General features: G+C 45.5%; 21 protein-coding genes, 6 pseudogenes and 1 riboswitch. Of the genes and pseudogenes, 20 read left to right on the forward strand and 7 right to left on the reverse strand.

What is annotated here, in order from left to right; genetic code table 11:
- The 16 genes and pseudogenes from DWZ44_RS04750 to DWZ44_RS04820 form a co-directional block, all read left to right on the forward strand.
- Positions 1 to 478: pseudogene (locus DWZ44_RS04750) on the forward strand (radical SAM mobile pair protein B); the annotation flags it as partial.
- Between the two features lie 44 nt (positions 479 to 522).
- Positions 523 to 897: a hypothetical protein gene (locus tag DWZ44_RS04755; protein ID WP_055228657.1), complete on the forward strand. Its 375-nt coding sequence runs from the start codon at positions 523 to 525 to the stop codon at positions 895 to 897.
- 74 nt (positions 898 to 971) lie between these two features.
- Positions 972 to 1,823 (forward strand): annotated as a pseudogene (locus DWZ44_RS04760) (hypothetical protein); the annotation flags it as partial.
- 98 nt (positions 1,824 to 1,921) lie between these two features.
- A complete protein-coding gene (locus DWZ44_RS18390) occupies positions 1,922 to 2,092 on the forward strand; it encodes a CHAP domain-containing protein (RefSeq protein ID WP_199607201.1) in 171 nt (56 codons plus the stop codon).
- Positions 2,076 to 2,291: pseudogene (locus DWZ44_RS19460) on the forward strand (glucosaminidase domain-containing protein); the annotation flags it as partial. The gene DWZ44_RS18390 and the pseudogene DWZ44_RS19460, both read left to right, overlap by 17 nt.
- Before the next feature lie 113 nt (positions 2,292 to 2,404).
- Positions 2,405 to 2,497 carry a hypothetical protein gene (locus DWZ44_RS19465; RefSeq protein ID WP_330411363.1) on the forward strand — a complete coding sequence of 31 codons (93 nt, stop codon included), beginning with the start codon at positions 2,405 to 2,407 and terminating at the stop codon, positions 2,495 to 2,497.
- A gap of 279 nt (positions 2,498 to 2,776) precedes the next feature.
- Positions 2,777 to 3,094, forward strand: coding sequence for a helix-turn-helix domain-containing protein (locus tag DWZ44_RS04770; protein ID WP_117801760.1), 318 nt, complete (start codon positions 2,777 to 2,779; stop codon positions 3,092 to 3,094).
- 135 nt (positions 3,095 to 3,229) lie between these two features.
- Positions 3,230 to 3,305: riboswitch (cyclic di-GMP riboswitch) on the forward strand.
- A gap of 137 nt (positions 3,306 to 3,442) precedes the next feature.
- Positions 3,443 to 3,946 carry a hypothetical protein gene (locus DWZ44_RS04775; RefSeq protein WP_117804342.1) on the forward strand — a complete coding sequence of 168 codons (504 nt, stop codon included), beginning with the start codon at positions 3,443 to 3,445 and terminating at the stop codon, positions 3,944 to 3,946.
- Between the two features lie 395 nt (positions 3,947 to 4,341).
- Positions 4,342 to 5,583, forward strand: a pseudogene (locus DWZ44_RS04780) (ATP-binding protein); the annotation flags it as partial.
- 89 nt (positions 5,584 to 5,672) lie between these two features.
- On the forward strand, positions 5,673 to 8,504 hold the full coding sequence (locus tag DWZ44_RS04785; protein WP_117804343.1) for a hybrid sensor histidine kinase/response regulator: 2,832 nt from the start codon (positions 5,673 to 5,675) through the stop codon (positions 8,502 to 8,504).
- 47 nt (positions 8,505 to 8,551) lie between these two features.
- A complete protein-coding gene (locus DWZ44_RS04790) occupies positions 8,552 to 8,749 on the forward strand; it encodes a hypothetical protein (protein WP_174514952.1) in 198 nt (65 codons plus the stop codon).
- Between the two features lie 356 nt (positions 8,750 to 9,105).
- Positions 9,106 to 9,723: pseudogene (gene wecB, locus DWZ44_RS04800) on the forward strand (non-hydrolyzing UDP-N-acetylglucosamine 2-epimerase); the annotation flags it as partial.
- Between the two features lie 214 nt (positions 9,724 to 9,937).
- A complete protein-coding gene (locus DWZ44_RS04805) occupies positions 9,938 to 10,876 on the forward strand; it encodes a hypothetical protein (RefSeq protein ID WP_147342460.1) in 939 nt (312 codons plus the stop codon).
- Positions 10,876 to 11,565 carry a hypothetical protein gene (locus tag DWZ44_RS19470; protein ID WP_199608659.1) on the forward strand — a complete coding sequence of 230 codons (690 nt, stop codon included), beginning with the start codon at positions 10,876 to 10,878 and terminating at the stop codon, positions 11,563 to 11,565. Before DWZ44_RS04805 ends, DWZ44_RS19470 begins: the two co-directional genes overlap by 1 nt.
- Before the next feature lie 27 nt (positions 11,566 to 11,592).
- Positions 11,593 to 12,438, forward strand: a complete 846-nt coding sequence (locus DWZ44_RS04815) for a LicD family protein (protein ID WP_117804346.1) — start codon at positions 11,593 to 11,595, stop codon at positions 12,436 to 12,438.
- A gap of 31 nt (positions 12,439 to 12,469) precedes the next feature.
- On the forward strand, positions 12,470 to 13,645 hold the full coding sequence (locus tag DWZ44_RS04820) for a glycosyltransferase (protein WP_117760761.1): 1,176 nt from the start codon (positions 12,470 to 12,472) through the stop codon (positions 13,643 to 13,645).
- 63 nt (positions 13,646 to 13,708) lie between these two features.
- Here the strand turns inward: DWZ44_RS04820 and DWZ44_RS18645 are convergent, their stop codons facing one another.
- The 3 genes and pseudogenes from DWZ44_RS18645 to DWZ44_RS04830 form a co-directional block, all read right to left on the reverse strand.
- On the reverse strand, positions 13,709 to 13,930 hold the full coding sequence (locus tag DWZ44_RS18645) for a diguanylate cyclase domain-containing protein (RefSeq protein WP_369123060.1): 222 nt from the start codon (positions 13,928 to 13,930) through the stop codon (positions 13,709 to 13,711).
- Between the two features lie 5 nt (positions 13,931 to 13,935).
- A pseudogene (locus DWZ44_RS19265) lies at positions 13,936 to 14,262 on the reverse strand (GGDEF domain-containing protein); the annotation flags it as partial.
- 158 nt (positions 14,263 to 14,420) lie between these two features.
- Positions 14,421 to 15,242: a transposase gene (locus tag DWZ44_RS04830; protein ID WP_226906367.1), complete on the reverse strand. Its 822-nt coding sequence runs from the start codon at positions 15,240 to 15,242 to the stop codon at positions 14,421 to 14,423.
- 347 nt (positions 15,243 to 15,589) lie between these two features.
- Here DWZ44_RS04830 and DWZ44_RS04835 point away from each other — a divergent pair, with 347 nt between their 5' ends.
- The 4 genes from DWZ44_RS04835 (at position 15,590) to DWZ44_RS04850 (ending at position 17,855) form a co-directional block, all read left to right on the forward strand.
- Entirely contained in the window at positions 15,590 to 15,862 is a 273-nt protein-coding gene (locus tag DWZ44_RS04835) for a DUF4118 domain-containing protein (RefSeq protein WP_158565829.1), read from the forward strand.
- Between the two features lie 131 nt (positions 15,863 to 15,993).
- On the forward strand, positions 15,994 to 16,302 hold the full coding sequence (locus tag DWZ44_RS04840) for a sensor histidine kinase (protein ID WP_227797315.1): 309 nt from the start codon (positions 15,994 to 15,996) through the stop codon (positions 16,300 to 16,302).
- A complete protein-coding gene (locus DWZ44_RS04845; protein ID WP_022461465.1) occupies positions 16,295 to 16,996 on the forward strand; it encodes a response regulator in 702 nt (233 codons plus the stop codon). The genes DWZ44_RS04840 and DWZ44_RS04845 overlap by 8 nt, the downstream gene beginning before the upstream one ends.
- A gap of 82 nt (positions 16,997 to 17,078) precedes the next feature.
- On the forward strand, positions 17,079 to 17,855 hold the full coding sequence (locus DWZ44_RS04850) for a GTP pyrophosphokinase (RefSeq protein WP_117804347.1): 777 nt from the start codon (positions 17,079 to 17,081) through the stop codon (positions 17,853 to 17,855).
- Between the two features lie 326 nt (positions 17,856 to 18,181).
- On the opposite strand, the gene DWZ44_RS04855 is transcribed toward DWZ44_RS04850, so the two are convergent.
- The 4 genes from DWZ44_RS04855 to DWZ44_RS04870 all read right to left on the reverse strand — a co-directional run bounded on the left by DWZ44_RS04855 (position 18,182) and on the right by DWZ44_RS04870 (position 24,597).
- Positions 18,182 to 19,135 carry a tRNA dihydrouridine synthase gene (locus DWZ44_RS04855; RefSeq protein WP_055227649.1) on the reverse strand — a complete coding sequence of 318 codons (954 nt, stop codon included), beginning with the start codon at positions 19,133 to 19,135 and terminating at the stop codon, positions 18,182 to 18,184.
- A gap of 230 nt (positions 19,136 to 19,365) precedes the next feature.
- The gene (gene bsh / locus DWZ44_RS04860) at positions 19,366 to 20,340 is read right to left on the reverse strand and encodes a choloylglycine hydrolase (protein WP_055219508.1); all 975 of its coding nucleotides are present in this window, start codon (positions 20,338 to 20,340) and stop codon (positions 19,366 to 19,368) included.
- Between the two features lie 284 nt (positions 20,341 to 20,624).
- Entirely contained in the window at positions 20,625 to 22,697 is a 2,073-nt protein-coding gene (locus DWZ44_RS04865; RefSeq protein WP_117804348.1) for an EAL domain-containing protein, read from the reverse strand.
- A 364-nt stretch (positions 22,698 to 23,061) separates the two neighbouring features.
- On the reverse strand, positions 23,062 to 24,597 hold the full coding sequence (locus DWZ44_RS04870) for an aminotransferase class I/II-fold pyridoxal phosphate-dependent enzyme (RefSeq protein ID WP_117804349.1): 1,536 nt from the start codon (positions 24,595 to 24,597) through the stop codon (positions 23,062 to 23,064).
- Positions 24,598 to 24,786 lie beyond the last annotated feature (189 nt).

The raw sequence follows: 24,786 nt of genomic DNA on the forward strand, positions 1-24,786 counted from the left end.
CACACTAGATGAAAATTTCAAGAACGATATGGATTCTGCTTCGAGCATTGAGCGCCGTATCTCTGCTATGAAGCAGGTATATGAAGCAGGTATCCGTACAGTCTGTTTCGTATCCCCGGTATTCCCCAGTATCACGGATTTTGAAGCAATCTTTGAGCGGGTAAAGGATCAGTGCGATCTGTTCTGGCTCGAAAATCTCAATCTTCGAGGCGGTTTCAAAAAGACAATTATGGATTATATCGCCGGAAAATATCCTGATCTTGTACCACTTTACGACGAGATCTATAACAAGCATAACCGCAGCTACTTTGAAGCACTTGAAGTAAAAGCTGAGAAAATGGCTAAGAAGTATGATTGTGCCTTTGTGGATAATGAAATGCCTTATGGCAGAGTCCCGCAGGGACATCCGGTGATCGTAGATTATTTCTATCATGAGGAAATCCGTGGGACAGAGAATACCGGAAAAAGAAATCGCTAACTTCAAGTTTGCAGGGAAGGTGGCTATCATGGAGATGAAGAGAAATGGATGAGAGGAAAGCGTATTGGTTTGAACAGCCATATATGCCGCAGATGAAAAATATTGCGGTGGCTCCTGTTATTCTGGAAGATGGAAGACTGTCCTTCTGTGTTCCAGGGGATGATGGTCCTCCGTGGTCCGGGGTGTGGAACCTGACTGGAAAGGTTGTTTTGGACGGGGATGATTATTTTGAGTTCCAGTGTGATGATGAAGTGATGCACAGACGGGGTGGAACATATAAATTTCATGCTTTGGATGTTGATACATTCAGCAGGGAAACGTGTCAGTGGATATCACAGGGAAAAGAGATTGCAGACTGCTGTAAAACAACAGAAGAACTGCATGAATGGTACCTGAAACATTGGACTTATAACAGATAGAATGATTATATTTACGAAGGCATCGGTCACCTGGTTGGCTGGTGCTTTTTTCGTGGGGAAATGGAGGTGGCGGGATGTATCCGGTATCGGATGGGTTTCTGAGAGCTGTGAAGAGCAATACAAGAAAATATTACTGGACGGGTACGATCGTTACCAGAGGCGGAATGACGTATGAGTTCGGGGCGAAGGAGATTGTGAAGGGTTCCGGGTATATTTCCAGGCAGTGCTGTGGAAGCACGGAAATTGAACTGGGGACGGTGTATGCGGCGGAGATGGGGATCACGCTTCTGAGTGACATTGACAGGTATACGCTGGAGGATGCTCAGGTGACGCTGGTGTTTCATCTGGTGCTGGCGGATGATTCGGTGGAAGATGTGCCGATGGGAGTTTTTGAGGTCAGTGAGGCGAACCGTCTGGCAAAGTGCCTGGAACTGAAAGCCTATGATTTTATGCTGCGGTTTGATAAGAGTTTCAACGGGTTTGAGACTGTGGGGACTGCTTATGATTTTATTGCTTTGTGCTGTAAGCGGTGTAAAGTGGAGTTTGCGAATAAGAGGGCGGAGATTGATGCCATGCCGAATGGCGGGGTGACGCTTTCTGTTTATACTGAAAATGATATTGAGACCTGTCGGGATGTGCTGTTTTATGTGGCACAGGTTCTGGGAGGTTTCTTTATTATTAACAGGGAGGGAAAGCTGGAACTGAGAAAGTACGGGAAGGATCCTGTGATGAAGGTGGAGCAGAGACACCGGTTTTCTTCCAGCTTTTCGGATTTTATTACCAGATACACGGCAGTGAGTTCCACCAACAAGCAGACGCAGATTGCAGAGTATTATGCTCTGGATCCGGATAATGGGCTGACCATGAACCTGGGTGTGAACCCGCTTCTGCAGTTTGGGTTAAAGGAGACCAGGGAGATGTTGTGCAGCATTCGGATGAATGGTGTGATACCTGTGTGTCTGCTGCAGGGATCAGGGCAGGATGCAGTGAGTTGATCGGCAGGGAGTGCGGCGTGGAGGAATACGTGAAGATCTTCAGGGAGGTGGGGATCTGGATCGAAGACGGAACCATCACGCCGGAGCCGGGTTATGTGATTGTGTATAACTGGGACAAGGCCACACAGCCGAATGACGGGTACAGTGACCATATCGGTTTTGTGGAGGAGGTTTCCGGTGGGAATGATTACTGCTATTGAAGGTAACCGGGGTGAAAAGGTTGACAGAAGGGTGATCCCCCTGGGATGGGGATATATCCGCGGATATGCGGCTCCGCAGTATGAGAAGGCTGTGAAAGGAACCGGCGGGAATCCTGGTACAGGAAAGAAAAGTGTGGAAGCTGTGGCGAAGGAAGTGATTGCCGGAAAGTGGGGGAACGGCGAGGACAGAAAGAAGAGACTGCAGGCTGCAGGGTATGATTATCCGGCAGTGCAGGCGAAGGTGAATGAGCTGGTGAAAAGTAGCAACAAAAAGAGTGTGGAAACTGTAGCAAAGGAAGTCATTGCCGGAAAGTGGGGAACGGCGGGGACAGAAAGAAGAGACTGCAGGCTGCGGGATATGATTATGGGGCAGTGCAGAGAAAAGTGAATGAGTTGATGAGATAGTAGGAAGCCTGCTGTTGTCTGTGGAGAAATCTGCGGATGATGGCAGGCTTATTTTTTTGTTTGAGGTTTCAAACTTTTATGTGACAAACATAACTGTCTGTGCTATTATAAAAACGATATAAGCGAAAATGACTTTTGCGGAAACGAAAGTATCTTTATATTTTTTTATCCGTATACTTCCTATAATGGGAATGAATACTTGCAAAGTTGATTACTAATATTTTTTCATTATTACAGGTACAATAAGAACATGTAATAGCGGAAATGAGGTATAGTTACTTGCAGATAGAGAAGTATATTGCGGATAAAATAACATTTTTGTGTGAAAAGCGTGATATCAGTAAATATAGATTATCGCAGCTGTCGGGAATTTCCCAGTCATCACTGGGAAGAATCATGGCGCAGGAAAACCTGCCGTCGCTGATTACACTTGAAAAAATATGTGCAGCTTTGGGCGTGACATTATCACAGTTTTTTCAGGAAGGTAATTCAGAGAATCTGACAGAAAAACAGAAAGAAGTTTTAAGGATATGGAACAATCTGAGTACAAATGAGCAGGAAACAGTAATGTCAATGCTGCGTGGACTTCGGAAGTAGGAGAACAGTTCGAGTATATGTATCGGCTGTTCTTCTTTTGTTTTTAGGCGTTAAAACGGTAATGTTTTTCTTGTACATAGTCGAGCATTAGAGTATAATAAAACCAGTTTTTTTTCATATGTTTAAAAGCTATAATAAGAAAAACGGCAAAACAGATGAAAGTCTGCGACGCAAAGCTATAGGGCCTGTAAAATGGTAGCCAGTTGCCACGTTAAAGATGCATTGTCTGCAATGACAATGCTTTTTTCATTTTTGGAGATTAAAAAGAAACTAAAACAGGCAATAATTGGTGGATGCTAAAATATAAAAATGAAGTAGATAAAAACGCAGGTGTAAAGGAAATCGGTTATGTGGAAGAAAATTAAGTCAGCACAGGAACAAAAAAATACATTTAGGATAAAAAAAGAGTTATGGATTCCGGTATTTGTATTGATGATCGGTTTGGTTGTTCTGGTGAATATAGACATTCGTGCGGATAGCAGTCAAAGGGATTTGATAAGGTCAAGAGCTGAATTAAACGCAGTAACGTATGCAGATCATATGAAGGCTGATATCGTGAGGGGAATTGATATTACAAATACTTTTGAACAGATTGTTATTAGTGAAAACGGAAAAATTTCCATGTTCTCGAAAGTTGCAGAGAATATGATGGCAGATTATATCCAGAGTATTCAGATCGCACCAGACGGCGTAGTGACTGAGATTTATCCGGAAGACGGAAATGAGGCTGGAAAGATAGATCTTATTTATGATAAAGAACGAGGAAAGATATCTTGTTATGCCAGAGACAATGATGTGATAACCATGCAGGGACCATTTTCTTTGAAACAGGGTGGAACGGGATTGCTGTAAGAAATCCGGTGTATGTGGAGCAGAAAAATGGCGAAAGGACATTTTGGGGATTTACAATTGTAATTATTCGTGTACCGGATATATTCGCTGATTCTATAAAGTCACTTACCGATTTTAGCTATGAATATAAGTTGTCTAAAAGTATTGCACCGTGGGATGAAACATACGAAGAAGTGTATGGCTCAGTTGTGGAAATGATTGATCCTGTCACATATACTTTCGAATTAGGTGACAGTCAATGGATTCTGGAAGTGATGCCTGAAAACGGATGGAATAGCAATGAAAAGTTATATAGACTATGGGGCTGCGGTTTACTGATTGTTTTGCTTTTAACTGGATTTGTTTTTATGATTATGTTACTGCACAGGACACAGGAATCGGAAAACACAGTAGTGGAATTAAATAAAAAACTGCAGAAAGCATTGGAGCAGGCGAAAACAGCCAGTGTTGAAAAATCTAATTTTCTGTTTAATATGTCACATGATATACGTACTCCTATGAATGCAGTTATTGGTATGACGTCATTAATAAGACATGATGCAGGAAATAAAGATAAAGTAATAGAGTATGCAGATAAAATAGATATTTCATCCCAGCATCTGTTAGGGATTATTAATGATATTCTGGATATGAGCAAAATTGAGGCAGGAAAAACAGTTTTTAAATACGATGATTTCTCTATTCTGAATTTTATACAGGAAATCAATAATCTATTTCATTCACAGATAGATGAAAAGAAACAGATTCTTACAACAAAGAAAAATATCCGACATGAGTGGGTGAACGGGGATCAGCTTCGCCTGATGCAGATTTTCAGCAACCTGCTTTCTAATGCAGTGAAGTACACGCAGGAAGGTGGAGAAATTCAGTTTCTGGTAGAAGAATGTGAAACAAATTCATCCGTCCATGCAAAGTACCGTTTCTTAGTCAGGGATAATGGAATAGGAATGTCAGCAGATTTCAAAGATAAAATCTTTGATGCTTTTACCCGTGCCGAAAGTTCTGTGACGAATAAGATCCAGGGAACCGGTCTTGGAATGGCTATTACCAGAAATCTGGTTGAAGCAATGGGAGGTACCATTGATTTGGAGAGTGAACTGGGACAGGGAAGTTGTTTTGAGGTTTTCATAGAGCTGAGAATTGCAGAGGATAGAACAGTTGCTCTGGCGGCACAAGAAAAAACAGATGAGCAGGATGGTAATATTCTGCAGGGAATGAGGTTCCTGTGTGCAGAGGATAATGAGCTGAATGCTGAGATCCTGACGGAACTGTTAAAGACTGAAGGTGCAGAATGTACCATCTGTGAAAATGGTGAAGAGGTTTTGAAAGCATTTGAACAGTCTGCTCCGGGGGATTATGACATGATCCTGATGGATGTGCAGATGCCTGTTATGAATGGTTATGAGGCAACAAAGGCAATCCGCAGAAGCTCCCATGAACTGGCAAAGAAGATTCCGATCATTGCCATGACCGCCAATGCATTCTCAGAGGATATCCAGCATTCTCTGGCAGCCGGTATGAATGCTCATGTTTCAAAACCAGTTGAGATGAAGGTACTGGAAAAGACAATCAGAAGTATAAAATCCGGCGGGGAGGCACCGAAGTGCAGGTTATTGAAGAGTGATAAATGGATTTGATGCGGCAGTGCAATTTTATGAAATCAGGAGGTTGACAGGAAGATGTATAGAGAAATATATTTGCCAGACAGGCAGACAGGAGATTTAATATGATTTCGAGAGCAAAGAAATATGTGGCAGTGTTACTGGTTTTTGTATGCGTGTGTATGATATTTTCTCCCCAGACTGCATATGCAGCCGAGGACAGTTCGCAGCATGAAACTGTCAAAGTCGGTTTCTTTGCCATGGATGGTTATCACATGATGGATGAAGAGGGGAACCGTAGCGGTTATGGCTATGATTTCCTTCGGTTGATGGCTCGTTATTGGGATGTAGATTACGAATATGTCGGATACGATCAGAGCTGGGATGATATGCAGCAGATGCTTGAAGATGGCGAGATTGACATGGTAACATCTGCCCGCAAAACACCGGACAGAGAAGAAAAGTTTGATTTTTCACGTCCGATCGGAACCAATTATGGGATGCTGACCGTCCGCAGTGACAACAGCACGATTGTGGACGGCGATTACAGCACTTACAACGGTATGCGTGTGGCGCTTTTGAACGGAAACACCCGGAATGAAGAGTTTGCGGATTTTGCAGACAACAAAGGATTTACATATGTTCCATCTTATTTTGATACGACCGCAGAGATGGAGGAAGCCCTTCAGAGCGAAAAAGTTGATGCGATTGTTACCAGTTCTCTGAGAAAAACAAACAATGAGCGAATCGTGGATAAATTTGGCAGCAGCGATTTCTATGTCATGGTTAAAAAGGGCAATACAGAATTGCTGAATGAGATCAATTATGCGATCGATCAGATGAATGCGGTTGAGGGTGACTGGAAAACGACGCTTTACAATAAAAATTATGAAAGCATAGAAACTAAGAATCTGGAATATACGGAGCAAGAAAAAAGTATTATTGCACAATATTCCAAGGACAACCCAATTCGTGTTCTGTGTGATCCGACCCGTTATCCATATTCTTATAATGAAAATGGTGAGATGAAGGGTATTCTCCCGGATTACTTCCGGAAAATTGCAGACTATGCCGGGATTTCCTATGAGTTTCTTACACCTGCCACCAGAGATGAGTATATTGCTTATCAGAAAAATAAGGAAACCACAGATATGAGCATCGATGCGCGTCTGGATACAGATAACTATGCTGAGACGAAAGAATGGGGAATTACCGCACCTTATATTACGATGCAGCTGGCTAAGGTGACACGGCGGGATTTTGACGGAGAAATAAAAGTTGTTGCTACGGTTGACCAGACAGCGTCAACTTCAATTGCAGATGCAATGGCACCCGGCGCAGAAAAGCTGATGTGCAGTACCCGGCAGGAAATGATGGAAGCTGTCCGTAAGGGTAAAGCCGATGCTGCCTTCGTCTACTATTACATGGCACAGGCGTTTGTGAATAGTGACACTACGGGCACCATGGCATATACGCTGCTGGAACAGCCTACATTCACCTACCGCATGGTAGTTTCGTCAACAGAGAACCATGCGCTGGCTGGTATTCTGACGAAAGCAATGTATGCCATGCCCCAAAATCTTGTCGAAGATCTAGCAGCACGGTATACCACATACAAAGCAGCAGAGCTGACATTTGTTGACTGGATCCGTCTGCATCCTGTTGCTACTGTTTGGGTTCTTCTTATTTTCGGATGGCTGCTGACTACTATGGCTGTGATAGCAATGCGTCTCAGTGCAAGAAAAAAAGCTCAGAAGGCAGCCCAGGAGAAGGCTGAGGAAATGGCGGAACTGGCAGAGCATGCGCAGGCTGCAAACAAGGCAAAAACAGCATTTCTGTCACATATGTCCCATGATATGAGAACACCGATGAATGCAATCATGGGATTCACCGGTATTGCAATGAAAAATAATCCGTCAGACGAAGTGAAAAATTGTCTGGAAAAGATTGATGAAAGTTCAGAGCATTTACTGTCGCTGATCAATGATGTATTAGATCTGACTCGCGTGGAAAGTGGAAAAGTGAAATACAATCCGGTACCGGCAGATTTGAAAAGTATCACAGATTCTGCACTGGATATTACAAAAGGCTTTCTTACGAACAGGGATATCAGCTTTAAGATCCAGCGTGAAGAAGCAAAGATCCCAAATGTACTTGTGGATCCTGTACGTCTGCGAGATGTGCTGGTTAATATTCTGAGCAATGCCGTGAAGTTCACTCCGGATGGAGGGACGATTACATTTGAAGCCTGGTGTCAGGAAAAGGGCGGGGATGGATATATAAATATGCATTACCGCATTTCGGATACTGGTATTGGCATGAGTGAGGAATTTACAAAAGAAGTTTTTGAGGAATTTGCACAGGAAGATTCCGATGTGAGAACGCAGTACCATGGAGCTGGACTGGGGATGGCTAGCGTAAAGAAGTATGTAGATATGATGGGTGGAACCATTTCCGTGCGGAGTAAAAAGCATGAGGGAACTACTTTTACTGTGGATATTCCTCTGGAAATTACAGATAAGGAATGTAATAAGTCAGACACAGGTTTTTCTGAAAAGGTAAATCTTACAGGTGTGAATGTTCTTATTGCAGAGGATAATGAACTGAATGCAGAGATTGCTGCCGTGCAGTTGGAAGAGTTCGGGATGAATGTAGAAAGAGCTGTGGATGGAAAGAATGCTGTTGAGATTTTCAGAAATCATCCGAAAGGCACATTTGATGTAATCCTGATGGATATCATGATGCCTGAAATGAATGGTTATGAAGCGGCAAAAGCAATCAGGGCGATGAATGACAGACCGGATGGAAAAAACATTCCTATTATAGCAATGACAGCCAATTCATTTGCAGAAGATGTTCAGGCATCACTGGATGCAGGAATGAACGCACATTTGTCAAAGCCGATTGTGATTGAGGAAGTTATAAAAACGATTTTAAGGTATGTTCATAATGATTAGCAGAGGTTCATGAATTAGTGGAATACAATTGACAGGAGGGCTAAAAGATGACAATGCAGGAGTGCTATAAAGCTATCGGAGGAAATTATGAGGCTGTTTTGGGACGCCTTCACAGCGAAGCACTGATTCAGAGATTTACATTAAAGTTCCTTGAAGACCAGAGTTATCTACAGTTAAAACAGGCATTGGAAAATAAAAATTATGAAGATGCTTTCCGCAGTGCGCACACATTGAAAGGGGTGTGACAGAATCTTTCCTTTGACCGTCTGTTAGTAAATTGACACAAGTTGGCTGTAGAGTATAATTATAGTAAAAGTACAGCAGAAGCTGTCGCAAAGATATTTATAAAAATGTTGTGGGGGTATTGAACATTAATGAATGTAAAATTAAAATCTGGAAGCAAGCAAGCAAGCAAGCAAGCAAGCAAGCAAGCAAGCAAGCAAGCAAGCAAGCAAGCAAGCAAGCAACTGTAGCCCGGAGGGTGGGAGAAAGATGAAGAAGTGCAAATTAGTACAGAATATAAGAAATTTCAAATCTTGTTATTTTATATTTTGCACAATGATATGTTTAGTTGTTTTTCCTGTTTCCACATCTGCCCAAGAAAGATCCAGAGCGGATCTTTATCACAGGAAATACAGGAATTGATGCTTTGCACTATACGGTGCGAAGTGATTTTTATCATCCGGAAACAGAATGGGCAAAAGGCAGCAGACTGATTGCTGTAACAGCACACAGAAGGGAGAATCTGGGAGAGCCCATGCGTGATATGTTCCGGGCTATACGCAGGATCGTGGAAGAATTTACAGATGTGAAGGTTATTTATCCTGTACATTTGAATCCGCAGGTCAGGAAGATCGCAGATGAGGAATTTGGTGGATGCGAGAGAATACACCTGATCGAACCAATGGATGTGGTGGAATTCCATAACCTGATGAAAGCCAGTTATCTGATCATGACAGACAGCGGCGGAATTCAGGAAGAAGCTCCTGCACTGGGAAAACCGGTACTGGTCATGCGGGATACAACAGAGCGTCCGGAAGGTGTGGAAGCAGGAACCTTAAAGCTTGTAGGCACGAAGATGGAGGATATTTACAGAGAATGCAGGCGGCTTCTTACAGAGCCGGAGACATACAGAAAAATGAGTGAGGCTAGAAACCCTTATGGTGATGGGACTGCAAGTATCAAAATCAGAAAAATCCTGGAGGATATAGATGCATAAGCATAAACAGAGCCAATGCAAAAGAAAAGTGAAACATCGAAAGAACTTGATGGGACTTATTATATTTTGCATAACTGTGTGCATTGTGTTTATGTTTGCTTATTATCAGAACCTGAGAAAAGAAATATCTGTCCGGCAGGAATGGCTGGAAACCGTCCTGACCAGAGAAAAAAAGTGGATCCTTGAGAATCAGGGCCCTGAAGGCGAAATATATATGAATGGAAGTAAAGCCGGAGATGTTAATCCATACTTTGCATGTATGGCTGCACTGGGGCTTCTGGCAGAAACAAAGAATTGCCCCATGACTGAAACAGAGCAAAAAGCTGTTGGCAGGTATCTGGACTGGCATACTGGGGTTTTGCTGGAAACAGATGGAAAAATGGGAATCTACAGGAAAGAGGGTGGGGAACTTATTTATAAAGAAAAGGCTGATTCCGAAGACGGATATCTTGGTATGTACCTTTTTCTTATGGGAAAATATCTGGAAAAGACAGAAAGTACAGACCTGCCGGAATCCTGGAAAAATGGAATCAGCCTTGCATTAAAAAAGATTCAAAGCCTGATGCAGGATGGAATTACACAGGTTTCAGAAGAAAACACAACAGTTTATCTGATGGATAATCTGGAAGTGTGGAAAGGCCTGTACGAATTGGAACTTGCAGGACTGGAAGATACGCAGGCGATCAGTGAAATTCGTAAAAAGATACAGAAACAGATAGAAAAGATATTCTGGGATGATGCGAATCAAAGATGGAGAATTATCGGAAACAGTGATCGGTATCATCAGACAGAATTTTATCCGGATGGTGTTGCTCAGATTTATCCGCTGATTTATGAATTTCCGGTAAAAGAGAAGAAAAAGCAAAAGGTATTATATGATCAGTTTACGGAAAGGTTTCAGTGGCAGAAACTGAATAAAAAAAGAACTGGCTTTTTGTGGGCAATGACAGGAATGGCTGCTGCGCAGATGAGGGATATCAATAACCTTGTGGAATTAGTAGGAAATTATGAAACAGAATATTGTAAGGAACGAAAATATCCGCTATATACAGGCGAAGCAGGATGGATATGCATGGAATGCGAGAAATTGTATGGATTATATGAAAGAAAAATAAAAACAGCATATTTGCAATATGCAGTTTGCGGATGTTGATGAAGCCCAAAGAACCCGAATCTGATTGCAATCAAGTAAAACGCCGGTTGTGTGAATTTCTGAAAAAACGTGAGGAAGAATTAAGCTCCACGCATGAAAACCTCCAGTTTATTGCCGTGAACCAGGAAGGATACTATTATTCCGATGAGGGTCTGCAGGGCGTGTGGTACGGATCTAAAGATCTGCAGGATGCGGATATCAAAAGCTTTCTGACATTGGACTGGATCACCAATGAAAACCAGATGGTATTTGCCAGAAAACTGCAGAGCCAGCTGGTGTTCGACGGCAGTATCATCACACACTTTATTCTGATCCGTTCGATGGAGGAGATGGCACCGTATTTCAGAAGCAGTGCATTCAGCAACCAGAGCACGACGTATGTGGTGGACAGCAACGGAACGAAGATGTTCGAGGATACCGCTGTCGAGGAGCTGAGGATTCTGGCAGTAATTCTGCTCCTGATCCTGGCATCGGTTCTCTTTGTGACGAAATTCCGGAACAGCAGCCACCCGCTGGCAAAGAAAATCCCGATTCTTGCGATGACAGCCAATGCATTTTCAGAAGATGTGCAGAATGCCTTCAATGCGGGCATGAACGCACACATAGTAAAACCGGTGGATATGAAGGTACTGATAAAAACAGTGCGGAATCTTCAGACGGGCGCCGGAGCGGCAGGAACTTTAAATTGAAAAAATCCGGCAGAGTGTTTATAATGGATGGGAAAAACAAAACAGAAAGGCAATGCCGTTATGCGTAAAATTACAGAATTAAAAGAAAAACAGGAGATTGCGCTTGGAATATTACTGTATCTGGATGAAGTCTGCCGGAAACATCACCTGATCTATTTTGCAGCAGATGGAACACTGCTCGGGCTGATCCGGCATCAGGGGTTCATTCCGTGGGATGATGATGTGGATGTCTGGATGCCGAGAGCGGATTATGAAAAACTGGAACAGATTGTAAACAGCGAAACGGATAAACCGTACCGCGTCATGAATTTTCATAATACAAAGGGTTTCACACTGGCATACGGAAAGCTGGTACACACCGGAACGAGTCTTGTGGAGCACGTGGCAGGAGCTGTGGATACCGGTCTTTTCGTCGACATTTTCCCGTTTGACGGACTGCCGGAAAAAGATACACCGGAGTACGACCGTCACTGGAAAAAGCTGCTGTTTCTGGAAAGCCAGCGGATGAATGCATTCCGCACCTACCGCCAGACCTTAAAAGGAAACAAAGGAAGCTTCGCAAAATGGTGCAAATGGGCGATCCGGAAATGCTATGGAAAAGAGCGGATTCTGCGCGAGATGGAAAAAGAGTGCAGAAAGTACCGCGCGGAGGACTCAAAGTGGGTGGCCTGCCAGTGCGGCGGTTACCGCAAGTCGGACGCGATTCCAAAAACAGCGATCGAAGAGATCGTGCGCCTTCCGTTTGAAGGCCATCTGATCAATGCCCCGGCGGGATACGAGACGTATCTTCACACCCTGTACGGCGATTACCATCAGCTTCCACCGGAGGATCAGCGTCATCCTGCGCATGTGGGAGATGCCTACTGGCGTTAGAACAGAGAAAAAAGCAGATGAGAGGTAAGCAATGAGTAAAATACTGGTGCTGGGACGTACCATGGACATGGGCGGAACGGAAGTTGCCATGGCAGCGCTGCTGCAGAAACTGGTGGAGAAAAAAGAAGATGTAACGCTTCTTCTGGTCGAAAAAAGAGGCGTTCTGCTGGAGCGGATTCCGAAGGAAGTGGAAGTGCGCCAGATGATCTGGAACAAAAAGCCGCATCCGGCTTTGGAACGGATTGTGGGAAAACGGGAGACACCGGCAGAACGGTCTTTCTATGCCAGAGGAATGGGCGTATTTCTGATGCGCGTCGTGTATGGAAAGAAACGGTATGGAAAACTGTATGAACGGATTCTGGAGTGTGTGGAGCCGGAAACAAAACAATACGATCTTGTTTTCGACTTTTTCGGATTCGGTGCGTTCACAACCGCATTCGGAGCCAGAAAGACGAATGCGCGGAAAAAAGCGGTCTGGTTCCACGGAGAAAATCTCTGGTGGCTGTTCCGGACCAGGGACTTTATTCCGGAGTATGATAAAATTTACTGCGTTTCCGAGCCTGTCCGGAAACAGGTCATTGCCCGTTTTCCGGAACTCGCGGACCGGACAGAGGTTCTGCTGAATTTCATTGACATCAAACAGGTGCAGAGACGGAGTGAGGAGCCGCTTAGCGATCCGCAGTACACAGGAGAGCTGAAATTTCTGACGGTGGGAAGAGCTTCGGAAGAAAAAGGATATGATATTGCGGTGCAGATTACGGCGGAGCTGAAAAAACGGGGACTTCGCTTCAAATGGTTCATCATCGGTGATGGAAGAGATCTGAACAAGCTGCGGACCATGGCAAAGGAATATCAGGTGGAGCAGGAAATTATTTTTCTCGGAATGCGCGAAAATCCTGCGCCGTACGTAAAATCCTGCGACCTGTATCTCCAGCCGTCCCGTCACGAAGGCTATCCGATTACGATTGTAGAGGCGAGAAGCCTGCAGAAGGTCATCATCGCTTCCGATATTCCGTCCATGCGCGAGCAGATCCGGGATGGGGAAAACGGATATCTCTGTCCGCTGGATGTGATGCAGTTTGCCGATAAAATCCAGAAAGTGCTGGCAGATCAGGAAGGACGCGATGCGGTCAGAAAGAAGCTGCGGGAGGAACCCATTGATTTTTCAGCGGGATATGCGCAGATAGAAGCGTTTGCAAAAAAATAAAAGAGAAACAGCAAGAAAAAACGCCAGAACCGGCGATAAGATATTTCCGGTTCCGGCGTTTCTTTAGTCCTGGCGTCCCTGCTTGCTCTGCTGCTTGTTTTCATACATATATTTATCTGCTTTGTCAAACAGCGTGCGGAGCGTACATTCGTTGTAATCGGTGGAAAGTGCCCAGCCGTGGGAATAGCTGATGCGGAACTGGGTTCCGTAGCTGTTGAACTGTTCGACTTCGTTCTGAAGCTCTGTGAGGATTTCTGTGATGCTTTCGCGGGTTGCATCATAGATGACCGCCATAATTCATTGCCGCCGTATCTTCCTACAAAATGCTTCGCGGGAATCGAGTTTCGCAGCAGCCGGGCAAAGTTCAGAATCAGCTGGTCGCCGATGGAGTGGCCGAGGCTGTCGTTGACGCGTTTCAGGTTGTTCATGTCAAAGACGATACAGGCGGTAGGAGTTTTGATGAATTCCACATTGTGGAACAGCTCTTCGCACTTGCTCTTGTTCGGCAGTCCCGTGTGAAGGTCGATGTAGGCTTTCTGTTCCAGCTGGCGGTTGGCACGGGAAACTTTGACTGCGGCAACCGTTTCATCTGCCATCTGGAAATACGTCTCGCTCATGTCTACCAGATCCGCCGTTCCGTTTTCTCCGGATCTGACCTTCTGAATTTCATTTTTCAGTTTATCCCAGCAGGCAATCTGGACATCCAGTTTTTTCTGATAATCCTTGTCGGAAAGACTCACGAGATCGTAGTGGCCGTCCTCGTATTTCAGTCCGCTTAAGATATCGTCCAGGTAAGGTCTATCTCAAATCCGGAAAGATCCCAGACTTCAATACTCTTTTTTCCCTTCCTGAAGCTCCTTTTTCTCCCCTCGTCCCGCTGAAACATGCTTTCCGCATCCTGAAACAGAAGCCTTCTTTCATCTTTCAGACGGATTACCGTTTCTAAACCGCATTCTTTCAAAGTATTGATAAACGGGGCATTCAGGTACAGTGCATCCGCCACAATCACATCTGCGAAATGACCATGCCTTTTCTTTAAACGCCGGATGAGCCTTTTCGCTCCTGTCAGTCCCCCTTCATCTTTTTCTGAACCATCTCTGGGTTTCAGCATTTCCTGCCCAAAGATCACATGCGGCGATTTTCCTACCGTCATACATACCACACTTCGATGAAAGTATTTTGTCTTCCCCGTCCCGTTCTTCCGGCTCAGGCAGTCTGGACAGGACTTTTTTGTACTGCTGAATAATTCCATCCCATCAATACCTGCCGCAACATATCCGCCTATGGTTCCCTCCCGAAATACGCGGTTGCGTTTCAGAACATCAATCGTCTGCGCGTGAATTTCCTCGATTTCTTTTGGATCAATCCGGGAAAGAAGATCCCTGACTGCATCAACTTTTGGGATTTTTCCACGGATACAGTTTTTCAGTCGTTTCTCCATGCTTTCCGGCGCTGAAAAAATGGTGTGAAAACTTTCATACTGAAGCATCAGGAAAATCAGCACTGGCATAACGATATTAAACAACGGGATGGATTTTCTTTTTCTTTCATCGGATAAACCCTTGATTTTTTGTGGAATTTTGTATACACTTTTCATATAAGTTAGCAGTTTCTTCAATGCTAATTTTTCATTAAGGACACCTTCTTTCGTATGTTTGTGGGGTAACATAATTATACAATAAAAGGTGTCCTTTTTGAGTGTTTATCCGGACTGCGGCACAGATGGCCCGGGCATTTGGTGCTAATTTTACAGCACTGTATGTGCAGACCGCGGAACCGGCAGAGAAAACGCCGGAGGATTAGGCAAGGCTGCAGAAGCATATCCACCTGGCAGAACAGAGCGGGGCGGAGATTGTAACGACGCACAGCGAGGACATTGCCCTGCAGATTGCAGAATATGCGAGAATTTCCGAAGTAACGCGGATTGTCATTGGAAAAAGCATGATGGATCAGGGATTTTTTCGAAAGAGAAGGGGATGGACCGAACGGCTGACCGATCTGGTGCCGGATTTGGAAATCCATATCATTCCGGATTCCAATATCATTACCATATATCTGGTCGGCGTTATGATGACGTCAATTCTGACCAGCGGTTATACCTGCAGCGTAATCAGTTCTGTGATCAGTGTAGTGCTGTTTAACTACTTCCTGACAGAACCTTCTTTTCAATACCAGCCAGCTTCTGCAGAAGGCAGAGGATGCGTCGGAGATTTTTGATATTACAGCGACAAAGCTTGTAAAACTGCTGGGAAGGGATCTGACGGCCGCACCGGCAGGGGCACAGGAGAGCAGAATTGTCCGCGGAACACTTTACAGCGCGCAGACAGGAGGAAAGACGGAAAAAATCTTTGACCCAAGGGAACAGGAAATCATTCAGTGGGTTCTCGACAGCCAGAAAAGAGGAGAAAAATGTCTGGATCGCGGTGGAGGACAACGGCCCCGGGATTCCAAAAGAGTCCAGAGAGCATGTGTTTGAGATGTTCTATTCCGGGAAAAATAAAGTAAGCGACAGCCGCAGAAGCCTTGGCCTTGGACTGGCACTCTGCCGTTCGATTGTAAATGCGCACGGCGGGGAGATAGCACTTTATGACTGCGATCCACAGGGCTGCTGCTTTCGGTTTACCCTGCCGCTCAGTGAGGTGAATTTGAATGAATAAGACATTAATTCTGGTTGTGGAAGATGATACGCCGGTTCACAACCTGATTACTACGACGTTAAAAACACACGATTATAAGTATATTTCTGCAAAGAACGGTGCGGGTGCCATTATGGAGGCATCCACACATAATCCCGACATTGTTCTGCTCGACCTTGGCCTGCCGGATATTGATGGCGTAGAGGTGATTGAAAAGATTCGAAGCTGGTCGAATATGCCGATTATCGTAATCAGTGCAAGAAGTGAGGACAGCGATAAAATCGAGGCATTGGACGCAGGAGCGGATGATTATCTGACGAAACCGTTTTCTGTGGAGGAACTGCTGGCCCGCCTTCGAGTCACACAGCGCCGTCTGTCCCAGATGCAGGCAGAAAATGGAGTCCAGTCGGCTGTCTTTGAAAATGGCGCACTGCGGATCGAGTACGCAGCGGGGTGCGCATATCTTGACGGAGAGGAACTTCATCTGACACCAATCGAATACAAGCTGCTCTGCCTGCTGTCGCAGAATGCAGGGAAGGTGCTGACGCATACGTTTATCACACAGAAAATCTGGGGAAGCAGCTGGGAGAATGATATCGCTTCCCTCCGTGTTTTCATGGCGACGCTTCGGAAAAAGCTGGAAAAGAACGGAGAGCAGACGCAGTATATCCAGACGCATATCGGGGTTGGCTACCGGATGCTGAAGGTAGAGTAAAAGAAGAAAAAATTTGACTTTACAGGCCTAAAATGATAGCATAAAGGACAGAGAACGCAGTTTTGGGAGGACGAAAAAACGGATGATGAAAAACCTCGAAGTACTGGAGGAAATAAAAAAACAGGGAAAAAACCTGATTGGGACAAAACGGGATGAATTTGTAAAGCAGAATCTTTTATCGGATGAGTTTATTGAGATGATGCAGAAGAACAAAAAGCCGTTCGATCTTCTGATGTCGTATTATCAGTGCGCCATTATGGAAATCGAGACAAAGTTCCGGGTGCTGAATCAGGAATACTCGCTTTCCTATGACCAGAACCCGATCGAAGGAATCAAAACAAGGGTCAAATCGTATGAGAGCATTATGCGGAAAATCCGCGTGAAAGACATCCCGGTCACACTGGAATCTATTGAGGAAAATATCCGCGATATCGCCGGTGTGCGCGTGATCTGTTCTTTTCCAAGCGATATTTATAAGCTGGCAGACAGTTTTCTGAAACAGGATGACATTACGCTGATTGAGCGGAAGGACTATATTCAGCATCCGAAGGAGAGCGGCTACCGCAGTCTTCATCTGATCGTTCAGGTGCCGATCTTTTTACAGGATACAAAGAAACTGGTTTACGTGGAAGTACAGTTCCGTACGATCGCGATGGATTTCTGGGCGAGTCTGGAGCACAAGATGCGCTACAAGAAAAATATTCCCGAAAATCATGTCAAATATCTGCAGGATGAACTCTACGACTGCGCAAGACAGAGCGCGGAGCTGGATAACCGTATGCAGAATATCCGGAATCTGATTGCAGAGGAAGCAGAAGAGGAAGAGCTCGATACGCTTGCAATGCTGCCGATGAAATAGAGAACGGATTTGGGAGTTGGAGAAAAAGAGCATAAAAATACGCCGCAGGTCTAGTGATCAGATCTGCGGCGTATTTTTGCTCATGCTTCTTTCGAATAATGAATATGCTGCAATTTCCATTTCTCGTCTTCTTTGACGGCGACCTGTGTCTCGAGTCCGCGGATGCCGTACGAAGTGCCATCCTCACGGCGGATGCATTCGGTGTGGTAAGAGAAAAGGATGAGAGCTGTGTTTTCGTTGATCAGACGCGGTTCAATTTTATCTGTGCGGAACAGGATGGAAAAATCAAGCGAAGGTTCATAAGCGGCTTGCGCGGCTCGATTCGGTTAAAAAATCAGCTCCTGTTCCCGAAAGAGCGAATCAACGGCCTCTTCATACTCGGCAAGGCGATTTGCTTTTTTGATCTTTTTCAGATACTTCTGGGGATTCGTAAACGATGTTCCGAGGTAAATCCACAGTGCCTTTAATTTAAACAGCACATTTTTATCCCCGGAAATAACGCGCGCATAGCCGGCACAGAGATCTTCGCAGAATGCGCGCAGCAGCTCCTTATCTGCCGGAGCTAAATTTTCACTGCTGGCAGGATCTGTACTGCGCAGCATCCCGATCAACCAGGGGTTCTGCAGCACCCCGCGGCCGAGCATGACCTTTTCCGTCAAGGGAAAATCATGGCAGAGCTTCTGAAAATCAGCGGTTGAGAAAAGATCCCCATTGTAGCACAGCGAGTGGCGGCTCGTCTCATATGCTGTCCGATAACACTCCATGCGCGGCGTATATTTGTAGAAATCTTTCTGAATCCGCGGATGAATAATCAGCTCTTCCAGCGGATATTTGTCATAAATCGCAAGCAGCGTCTCCCACTCATCGGTGTCGGTTGTGCCAAGTCTTGTCTTGATGGAAATCCGGCAGTCGCAGGACGAAAAGATTTCATCGAGAAATGCATCGAGTGTATGCGGCCACGCAAGCAGTCCGGAGCCGCGCCGCTTGGCGACAACCGTGCCGGACGGACAGCCAAGGTTCAGATTGACGGTATCGTAGCCGTACTCCTTCAGTTCTTTTGTCAGAGAAAGAAAGTCCTCCGCCTGGTTTGTGAGAATCTGCGGGATCACCGTCATCCCTTCGTTATGCTCCGGGAGAATGTCATTGCGCTCGCGGGAGCTCATCTTTTTATTTGTAATAAATGGCGTGAAATAACGGTCAGCCGCCGGAAAATATTTGTGGTAGGCGCTCCGGTACACATATCCGGTCAGCCCTTCCATCGGGGCGAGATAAAATTGCATGATGATAAAATCCTTTCAAAAAAATCGGTTTTCCAATACGAAAAGTGTATCATAAAACTACCGGAAGGGACAGAAAAAAATGAAAGTAAAATAATATCTACTAAACAAGTAAGAGGTTAAAAGAAGAAGCCGGTGCGACGTCTGTTTTACAATGTGTGATGAGATGTAGAAAAAATCCGATACAGAATCTTTTTTTGAGGGGTCCTCAAAGATTTCTGTACCGGATTTTTCTAATTCTGCATATGAATCTGCTCGCCCGTCACCGGCGCAAAGCAGCGAAGCGTTTCGCCATCGAGATTCTCGCGGTGCATATCAACCGCAGAAATCTGATGATTGTCATACGTCGTATAATAGTAAATTCCCTGCGTCGCATTGCAGCAGGAAGTATAGAGCGTGATCTCATACTTTCCGTCCGCCACCTCGCAGCATCCTCTCTGCTGGTCGACAGAATTTAAAATATGGAAAAACTGGCTGACACTCTCCGTTTCGCTGTTTCCCGAGATCGAGTTCTGCTTTACAAACGCCACGCGTGCAAAGCGGGAAGCAGACGAGAGGTCGCCCGGCAGTCCAAGACCGCCCATGCCACGGCTGTACGTAGAAAGATCGAGCTGGTTGGAAAACGTGTTGGCCGGCTGTTTTGGTGACAGATGCAGGTAATTGTTCAGTGAGAACATCTGCATTGGAAACGGCGGATTGTTTGTCAGAACGCCGACCGGATTGTCGTAGACATGCAGACCGTCCGCCGTGGATTCCACGGTGATGGCACCCGATGCATCTGCGATGATCCAGTGAAGCTGTGCGAGCGGAAGATTCTTTTTAAAAGGTGTGCTGATGAGATTGATACGGGAGAGGGATTCTTTTGCTTCCGCAAGCGAAGCACATGTACCGAGAATCCACGGGATCAGCTCGAACTGCGCGATATTGTCTTTCTCCGGTTTCGGATCGAAATAAACGGCATTTCCTACAAAATTAAGGCCGGCGATACCAAGCCCTTTTTCATTGAACGCCTCATAATAGAGCGGGTAATCATCCATCACACACGCCATGCCGATCATTGCATAGTGATGGGAAAGGGACGGCATATGAAGAAAGGAAAACGGGTAATTGCGAGGTGTGACGGTGATCTGGTCGCCATAGGAAAATTCATAATCGAGTGTGCGGCCCATATAAAAGTCGCGTGTTTGATAGGTTGCTGCTGTACACATAGAAAAACTCCTTTCGATGGATGATTTGTCATTGCTGTAAGGTATCATAGCACAGAAGCGGAGGAACGAACAGGAGAAAAATATGAAAAAAGTATAAAAAAGGATCCTGTCAGGCAGAACCCTTCGAGTGTAAACAAAACCCTGCTTTTGCAGGGTTTTGCTATGGGCGTTTTTAAGGGATGACTTCTCAAATACGCTATGGGTCTCTGACCGGTGCATGTTTCAAAACAGCAGATCAGCCATAAATTCTGTCATTTGAAATGATGCTGCAGGAAGAGGTGGAATTACGCAAGATGCTTCCGGAAGTGTTCTATGACAGCAACGGATTCTGCACTGACAGGTTTCGGAACAGCGGACGGTTTTGCAAGAAAATAGCCCTGCAGGAGATCAACATCCAGTTCCAGTACCTTCAAAAGTTCAGCTGGAGTTTCCAGACCCTCGGCAATGATTTTCATGCCTCTTTGATGTGCATAGGAAACAATATTTTCTACGATCTGCTGCTTGTCCGGATCGGAGTCGATATCGCGGATGATGGAAAGATCCAGCTTGATATACGCCGGTGCAAGCTCCAGAAGCGTTTTTTCATTGCTGTAGCCGCTGCCGTAGTCATCCAGGGCAAATACACCGGAAAATCCCGGCATCTCACGTTTTTTCAACAGAGCTGTAAGATCCTGTGAATCCTCCTCTGTGATCTCGATGACAATCCGATCCTGAAGAAAGCTGTATTGTTCGACGTAAGCCACTGACTCATCGTGATTCATGTATTGGCTTGCAATCGAATTGACAAAGAGAAGCTCATCACCGCGTATCTGATGGGTGGAGAGGAATGTGGCATAGGATTTTGCAGAGAGAAACATAGTCAGACATTCTATTTCATGCAGGCACTCTTCCTCGTGAGCCAGCTGCAGGATCTGATCCGGACGAGTAAGTGCCGGGAGATTTCCGCGCATCAGCGCCTCGTAGGCGTAGATACTGCCGTCCGCAGCGGAAACAATTGGCTGGAAGTAATACGTAAACAGCTCTTCATTCAACATTTTATGGAACAGGCGGCGCATCTCGGTTTCCTTTGCGTTTTTTGTAAAAAGCTCCAGATCGAATTCGGTAATGTACCCTTTTTCTGCTTTCTTTACCTGGTACATTGCGAAATCCGCATATTTTTTCAGCGTAGACAGATCTGTACTGTTTTCCGGATACCAGGAAACTCCGCCGGAAAGGCGAAGGGGCAGTTTACGACCACTTGGCAGCTCCAGGGCTGTATTTGAAACCGCAAGGGAAAGATTCTGCAGCAGTGCTCGAATTTCTTCCTGCGATTGGTAGCCGTAGAACAGAAGATTAAATTCATCGCCGGAAATACGGGCACAGAGCGTTTTAGCCGGCACAGAGGAGATAAAACACTGTCCTGCCTGCCGGATATAGGCATCGCCCCAGTCGTGGCCGAAGGTGTCGTTGGTGCGTTTTAGATTGTCAAGGTCGATCATCAGAAGGGCAGCGTGACCGAGAACTTCCGAATGCTCAAAAAGAGCTTCACTTTCCCGTTGAAACGCGCGTCGATTGTAGAGACCGGTCAATGCATCGTAATCACGCTCGTGCTCTATACGCTGCCGTTCCAGCATAACGGAGGTAAAATCTTCGACAAGTCCGATCTGCGCATAGCCCTCGCGGGAGGTCTCCATACGGATGTAGCGGATTGTTCCGTCAGAAAATGAAATTTCATACACCTTAGAATGCCCGACCCATACGGTATGAGAATGTGTCTGGTCAAATTCACGCAGCATCTGCTGGAAATACCGGGTGGAAAGCCCGGAGACATCTTCAGATGGAAGGTTGAGCATGGGAAAAAAGTTCTTTGTGACATAGACCGTGTTGAGATCAAAACGCATCTCATAGCCACCCAGTTCAATACTTGCCATTTCCATGATACGCAGGAATTTTGTGGAGGTTGTCAGAATAATGTGGATACTGCCGTCATCGGAAAAGTCACCTTCTTCCAGGTAATTGGGAAGATAGGCAGCCTTTTCTTTCTCTGTAAGATAAGGGGAAAGATCAACGACCTGTCCCATCTGCTCAAGCGTATAGGCGGTATCGGCGTAGGCGGAAAAAATATTTGGCATGGCAAGGGCACCAACCCTTCCTTTGGCGGCATCGAGAACATTTTTTTCCAGGTCATTGATGCTGCCCTGACTGGAGGCTTCGACCGTAATATGCTCTTTTTTTCCGATCGTTGTATTGAATTCCTCAACAAGACGTTCAAAGGAAGCTAACTGATCTCCGTTGTAATACGTCCATACGGTCAGCGTAACGGGTTTGTCGGAGGCGCGGCATCCGCCAAGAAGCGATACAGCGAGAACAGAACTCAAAAGAAAGGTTGTGACTTGATTTGAAAGAATTATAACATAAAGGAACAGGAGCCGCAATCGAAATTAAGCCGTGGAACAGAAAAGTTGTTACAGTTCACTGGTTCCCAGCGAACTGTAACATTCGCAGCCCTCATTTAAAGTTTTGCTTCGCAAAAGGCGGGCTGCTCACGCCTGAATCACTTTCTTACGCAGCGAAACAGCAAGTGTTTCACTGCTGAGTGAACAGTAACGAAAAGTTACCTGTTGTTTGCCGGGTACCGGTGAAGTGTAATGCAGCAGGAAAGAATCCGGTAAAGGAAAAAAGCTCCGCCGGAAAAAAAGGTGGTATTTCCGGTGGAGCTCTGTGAAAAAAGTGATCAGAATTTTACTGATGATAATAAGAGAGGAAGTCGGTGATCTTTTCAACCGCATCCTTTAAAACTTCAATTCGCGGCAGGTAAACAACGCGGAAGTGATCCGGCTGTCCCCAGTTGAAGCCGCCGCCGTGGACGATCAGAAGTTTTTTGTCGCGCAGCAGATCGAGAGCAAATTTTTCGTCGTTTGTGATATTGAACTTTTTCGTGTCAATTTTCGGGAACATATAGAACGCAGCTTTTGGTTTGACTGCGGTGATACCCGGAATATCGCAGAATGCCTTGTAAACGTATTCGCGCTGCTCGTAAATCCGTCCGCCCGGAATGATGTAGTCGTTGACACTCTGGTGGCCGCCAAGAGCGGTCTGGACAACGGACTGTGCCGGAACATTGGAGCAGAGACGCATGTTGGAGAGCATTTTGAGCCCTTCAATATAGTCCTTTGCGATAGCTTTATTTCCACTTAAGATCATCCAGCCGATACGGAAGCCTGCGATCATGTGCGATTTGGAAAGACCACTGAAGGTGACACAGAACAGATCCGGTGCGAGGGATGCAATAGAAACATGCTCGAGACCGTCCATGACGAGCCGGTCATAAATTTCATCGGAAAAGATGATCAGCTGATGTTCTCTGGCAAGCTCGACAATCTGCTGCAGTACCTCTTTCGGATAGAGTGCACCGGTCGGGTTATTCGGATTGATGATAACAATCGCTTTTGTGCGGTCGGTGATCTTCTTTCGCATATCATCAATGTCCGGATACCATTCGGACTGTTCATCGCAGATGTAGTGGACGGCTTTTCCACCGGCCAGCGTTGCGCAGGCGGTCCAGAGCGGGTAATCCGGGGATGGGATGAGGATTTCATCCCCGTCATCCAGAAGAGCGGACATGCAGAGGTTGATCAGCTCACTGACGCCGTTTCCGGTGTAGATATCATCGATAGAAACATTTGGCAGTTTCTTTAACTGCGCATACTGCATGATCGCTTTTCGTGCAGAGAAGAGACCCTGGGAAGGAGAGTAACCCTCGCAGTCGGTAAGCTGATGGCTCATGTCGTAGATGACCTCATCAGGAGTACGGAAGCCAAATGGAGCCGGATTTCCAATGTTCAGTTTCAGAACCTGTGTGCCGCACGCTTCCATGCGGTTTGCTTCTTCTACGACAGGTCCGCGGACATCATATAAGACATTGTCGAGTTTCGATGATTTTTTAAATTCTCGCATAGGGGAACCTCCTGTTTTTGTCTGGGAAAGGGAAGCGGCAGATGGATCAGAAAAGGATTCTGCCGGATCGGAAACCGTATCTGCCGTATAGTTTACTGTGGAATCTTTTGCAAGCAGCCAGTCGGGATCGACCTGGAGCACATCGGCCAGAAAGTGAAGAATGTCGGAGCGCGGAACCGTTTTTCCGCTGACATACTGGCTGACATGGCTTTTTCCAAGCTTCACACCGCGCCGCTGGGCCGCTCGGATCAAATCGACCTGCTTGAACTGTTTCGCCTGCATGGCCAGTTTCAGACGGTCGGAAAAGGTTTCATTTGTCATAGAAAATCTCCTTAAGATAGAATACAAAATAAAAAAAGTTCAAAACTGTGCTTATTGTAGCATGGACAAGAAAAAAGTTCAATAGAAAAACTGAAAATTGTAAAAATGTTGAAAAGTTCAAAATTAAAGCGAAACAAGTTCAATTATAATATTGTCTATTCTGTACAGGTAAAGCGTTAAACCTTGCGC

Source organism: Blautia sp. AF32-4BH (assembly GCF_003460565.1).
Lineage (GTDB): Bacteria > Bacillota > Clostridia > Lachnospirales > Lachnospiraceae > Fusicatenibacter > Fusicatenibacter saccharivorans.

Coding starts and splice junctions, on each gene's coding strand:
- DWZ44_RS04755 (WP_055228657.1), top strand. CDS start 523: ATGGATGAGAGGAAAGCGTATTGGTTTGAACAGCCATATATGCCGCAG.
- DWZ44_RS04775 (WP_117804342.1), top strand. CDS start 3,443: ATGTGGAAGAAAATTAAGTCAGCACAGGAACAAAAAAATACATTTAGG.
- DWZ44_RS04785 (WP_117804343.1), top strand. CDS start 5,673: ATGATTTCGAGAGCAAAGAAATATGTGGCAGTGTTACTGGTTTTTGTA.
- DWZ44_RS04790 (WP_174514952.1), top strand. CDS start 8,552: ATGACAATGCAGGAGTGCTATAAAGCTATCGGAGGAAATTATGAGGCT.
- DWZ44_RS04805 (WP_147342460.1), top strand. CDS start 9,938: ATGAATGGAAGTAAAGCCGGAGATGTTAATCCATACTTTGCATGTATG.
- DWZ44_RS19470 (WP_199608659.1), top strand. CDS start 10,876: ATGAAGCCCAAAGAACCCGAATCTGATTGCAATCAAGTAAAACGCCGG.
- DWZ44_RS04815 (WP_117804346.1), top strand. CDS start 11,593: ATGGGAAAAACAAAACAGAAAGGCAATGCCGTTATGCGTAAAATTACA.
- DWZ44_RS04820 (WP_117760761.1), top strand. CDS start 12,470: ATGAGTAAAATACTGGTGCTGGGACGTACCATGGACATGGGCGGAACG.
- DWZ44_RS04830 (WP_226906367.1), bottom strand. CDS start 15,242: ATGAAAAGTGTATACAAAATTCCACAAAAAATCAAGGGTTTATCCGAT.
- DWZ44_RS04835 (WP_158565829.1), top strand. CDS start 15,590: ATGGATCAGGGATTTTTTCGAAAGAGAAGGGGATGGACCGAACGGCTG.
- DWZ44_RS04845 (WP_022461465.1), top strand. CDS start 16,295: ATGAATAAGACATTAATTCTGGTTGTGGAAGATGATACGCCGGTTCAC.
- DWZ44_RS04850 (WP_117804347.1), top strand. CDS start 17,079: ATGATGAAAAACCTCGAAGTACTGGAGGAAATAAAAAAACAGGGAAAA.
- DWZ44_RS04855 (WP_055227649.1), bottom strand. CDS start 19,135: ATGCAATTTTATCTCGCCCCGATGGAAGGGCTGACCGGATATGTGTAC.
- bsh (WP_055219508.1), bottom strand. CDS start 20,340: ATGTGTACAGCAGCAACCTATCAAACACGCGACTTTTATATGGGCCGC.
- DWZ44_RS04870 (WP_117804349.1), bottom strand. CDS start 24,597: ATGACAAATGAAACCTTTTCCGACCGTCTGAAACTGGCCATGCAGGCG.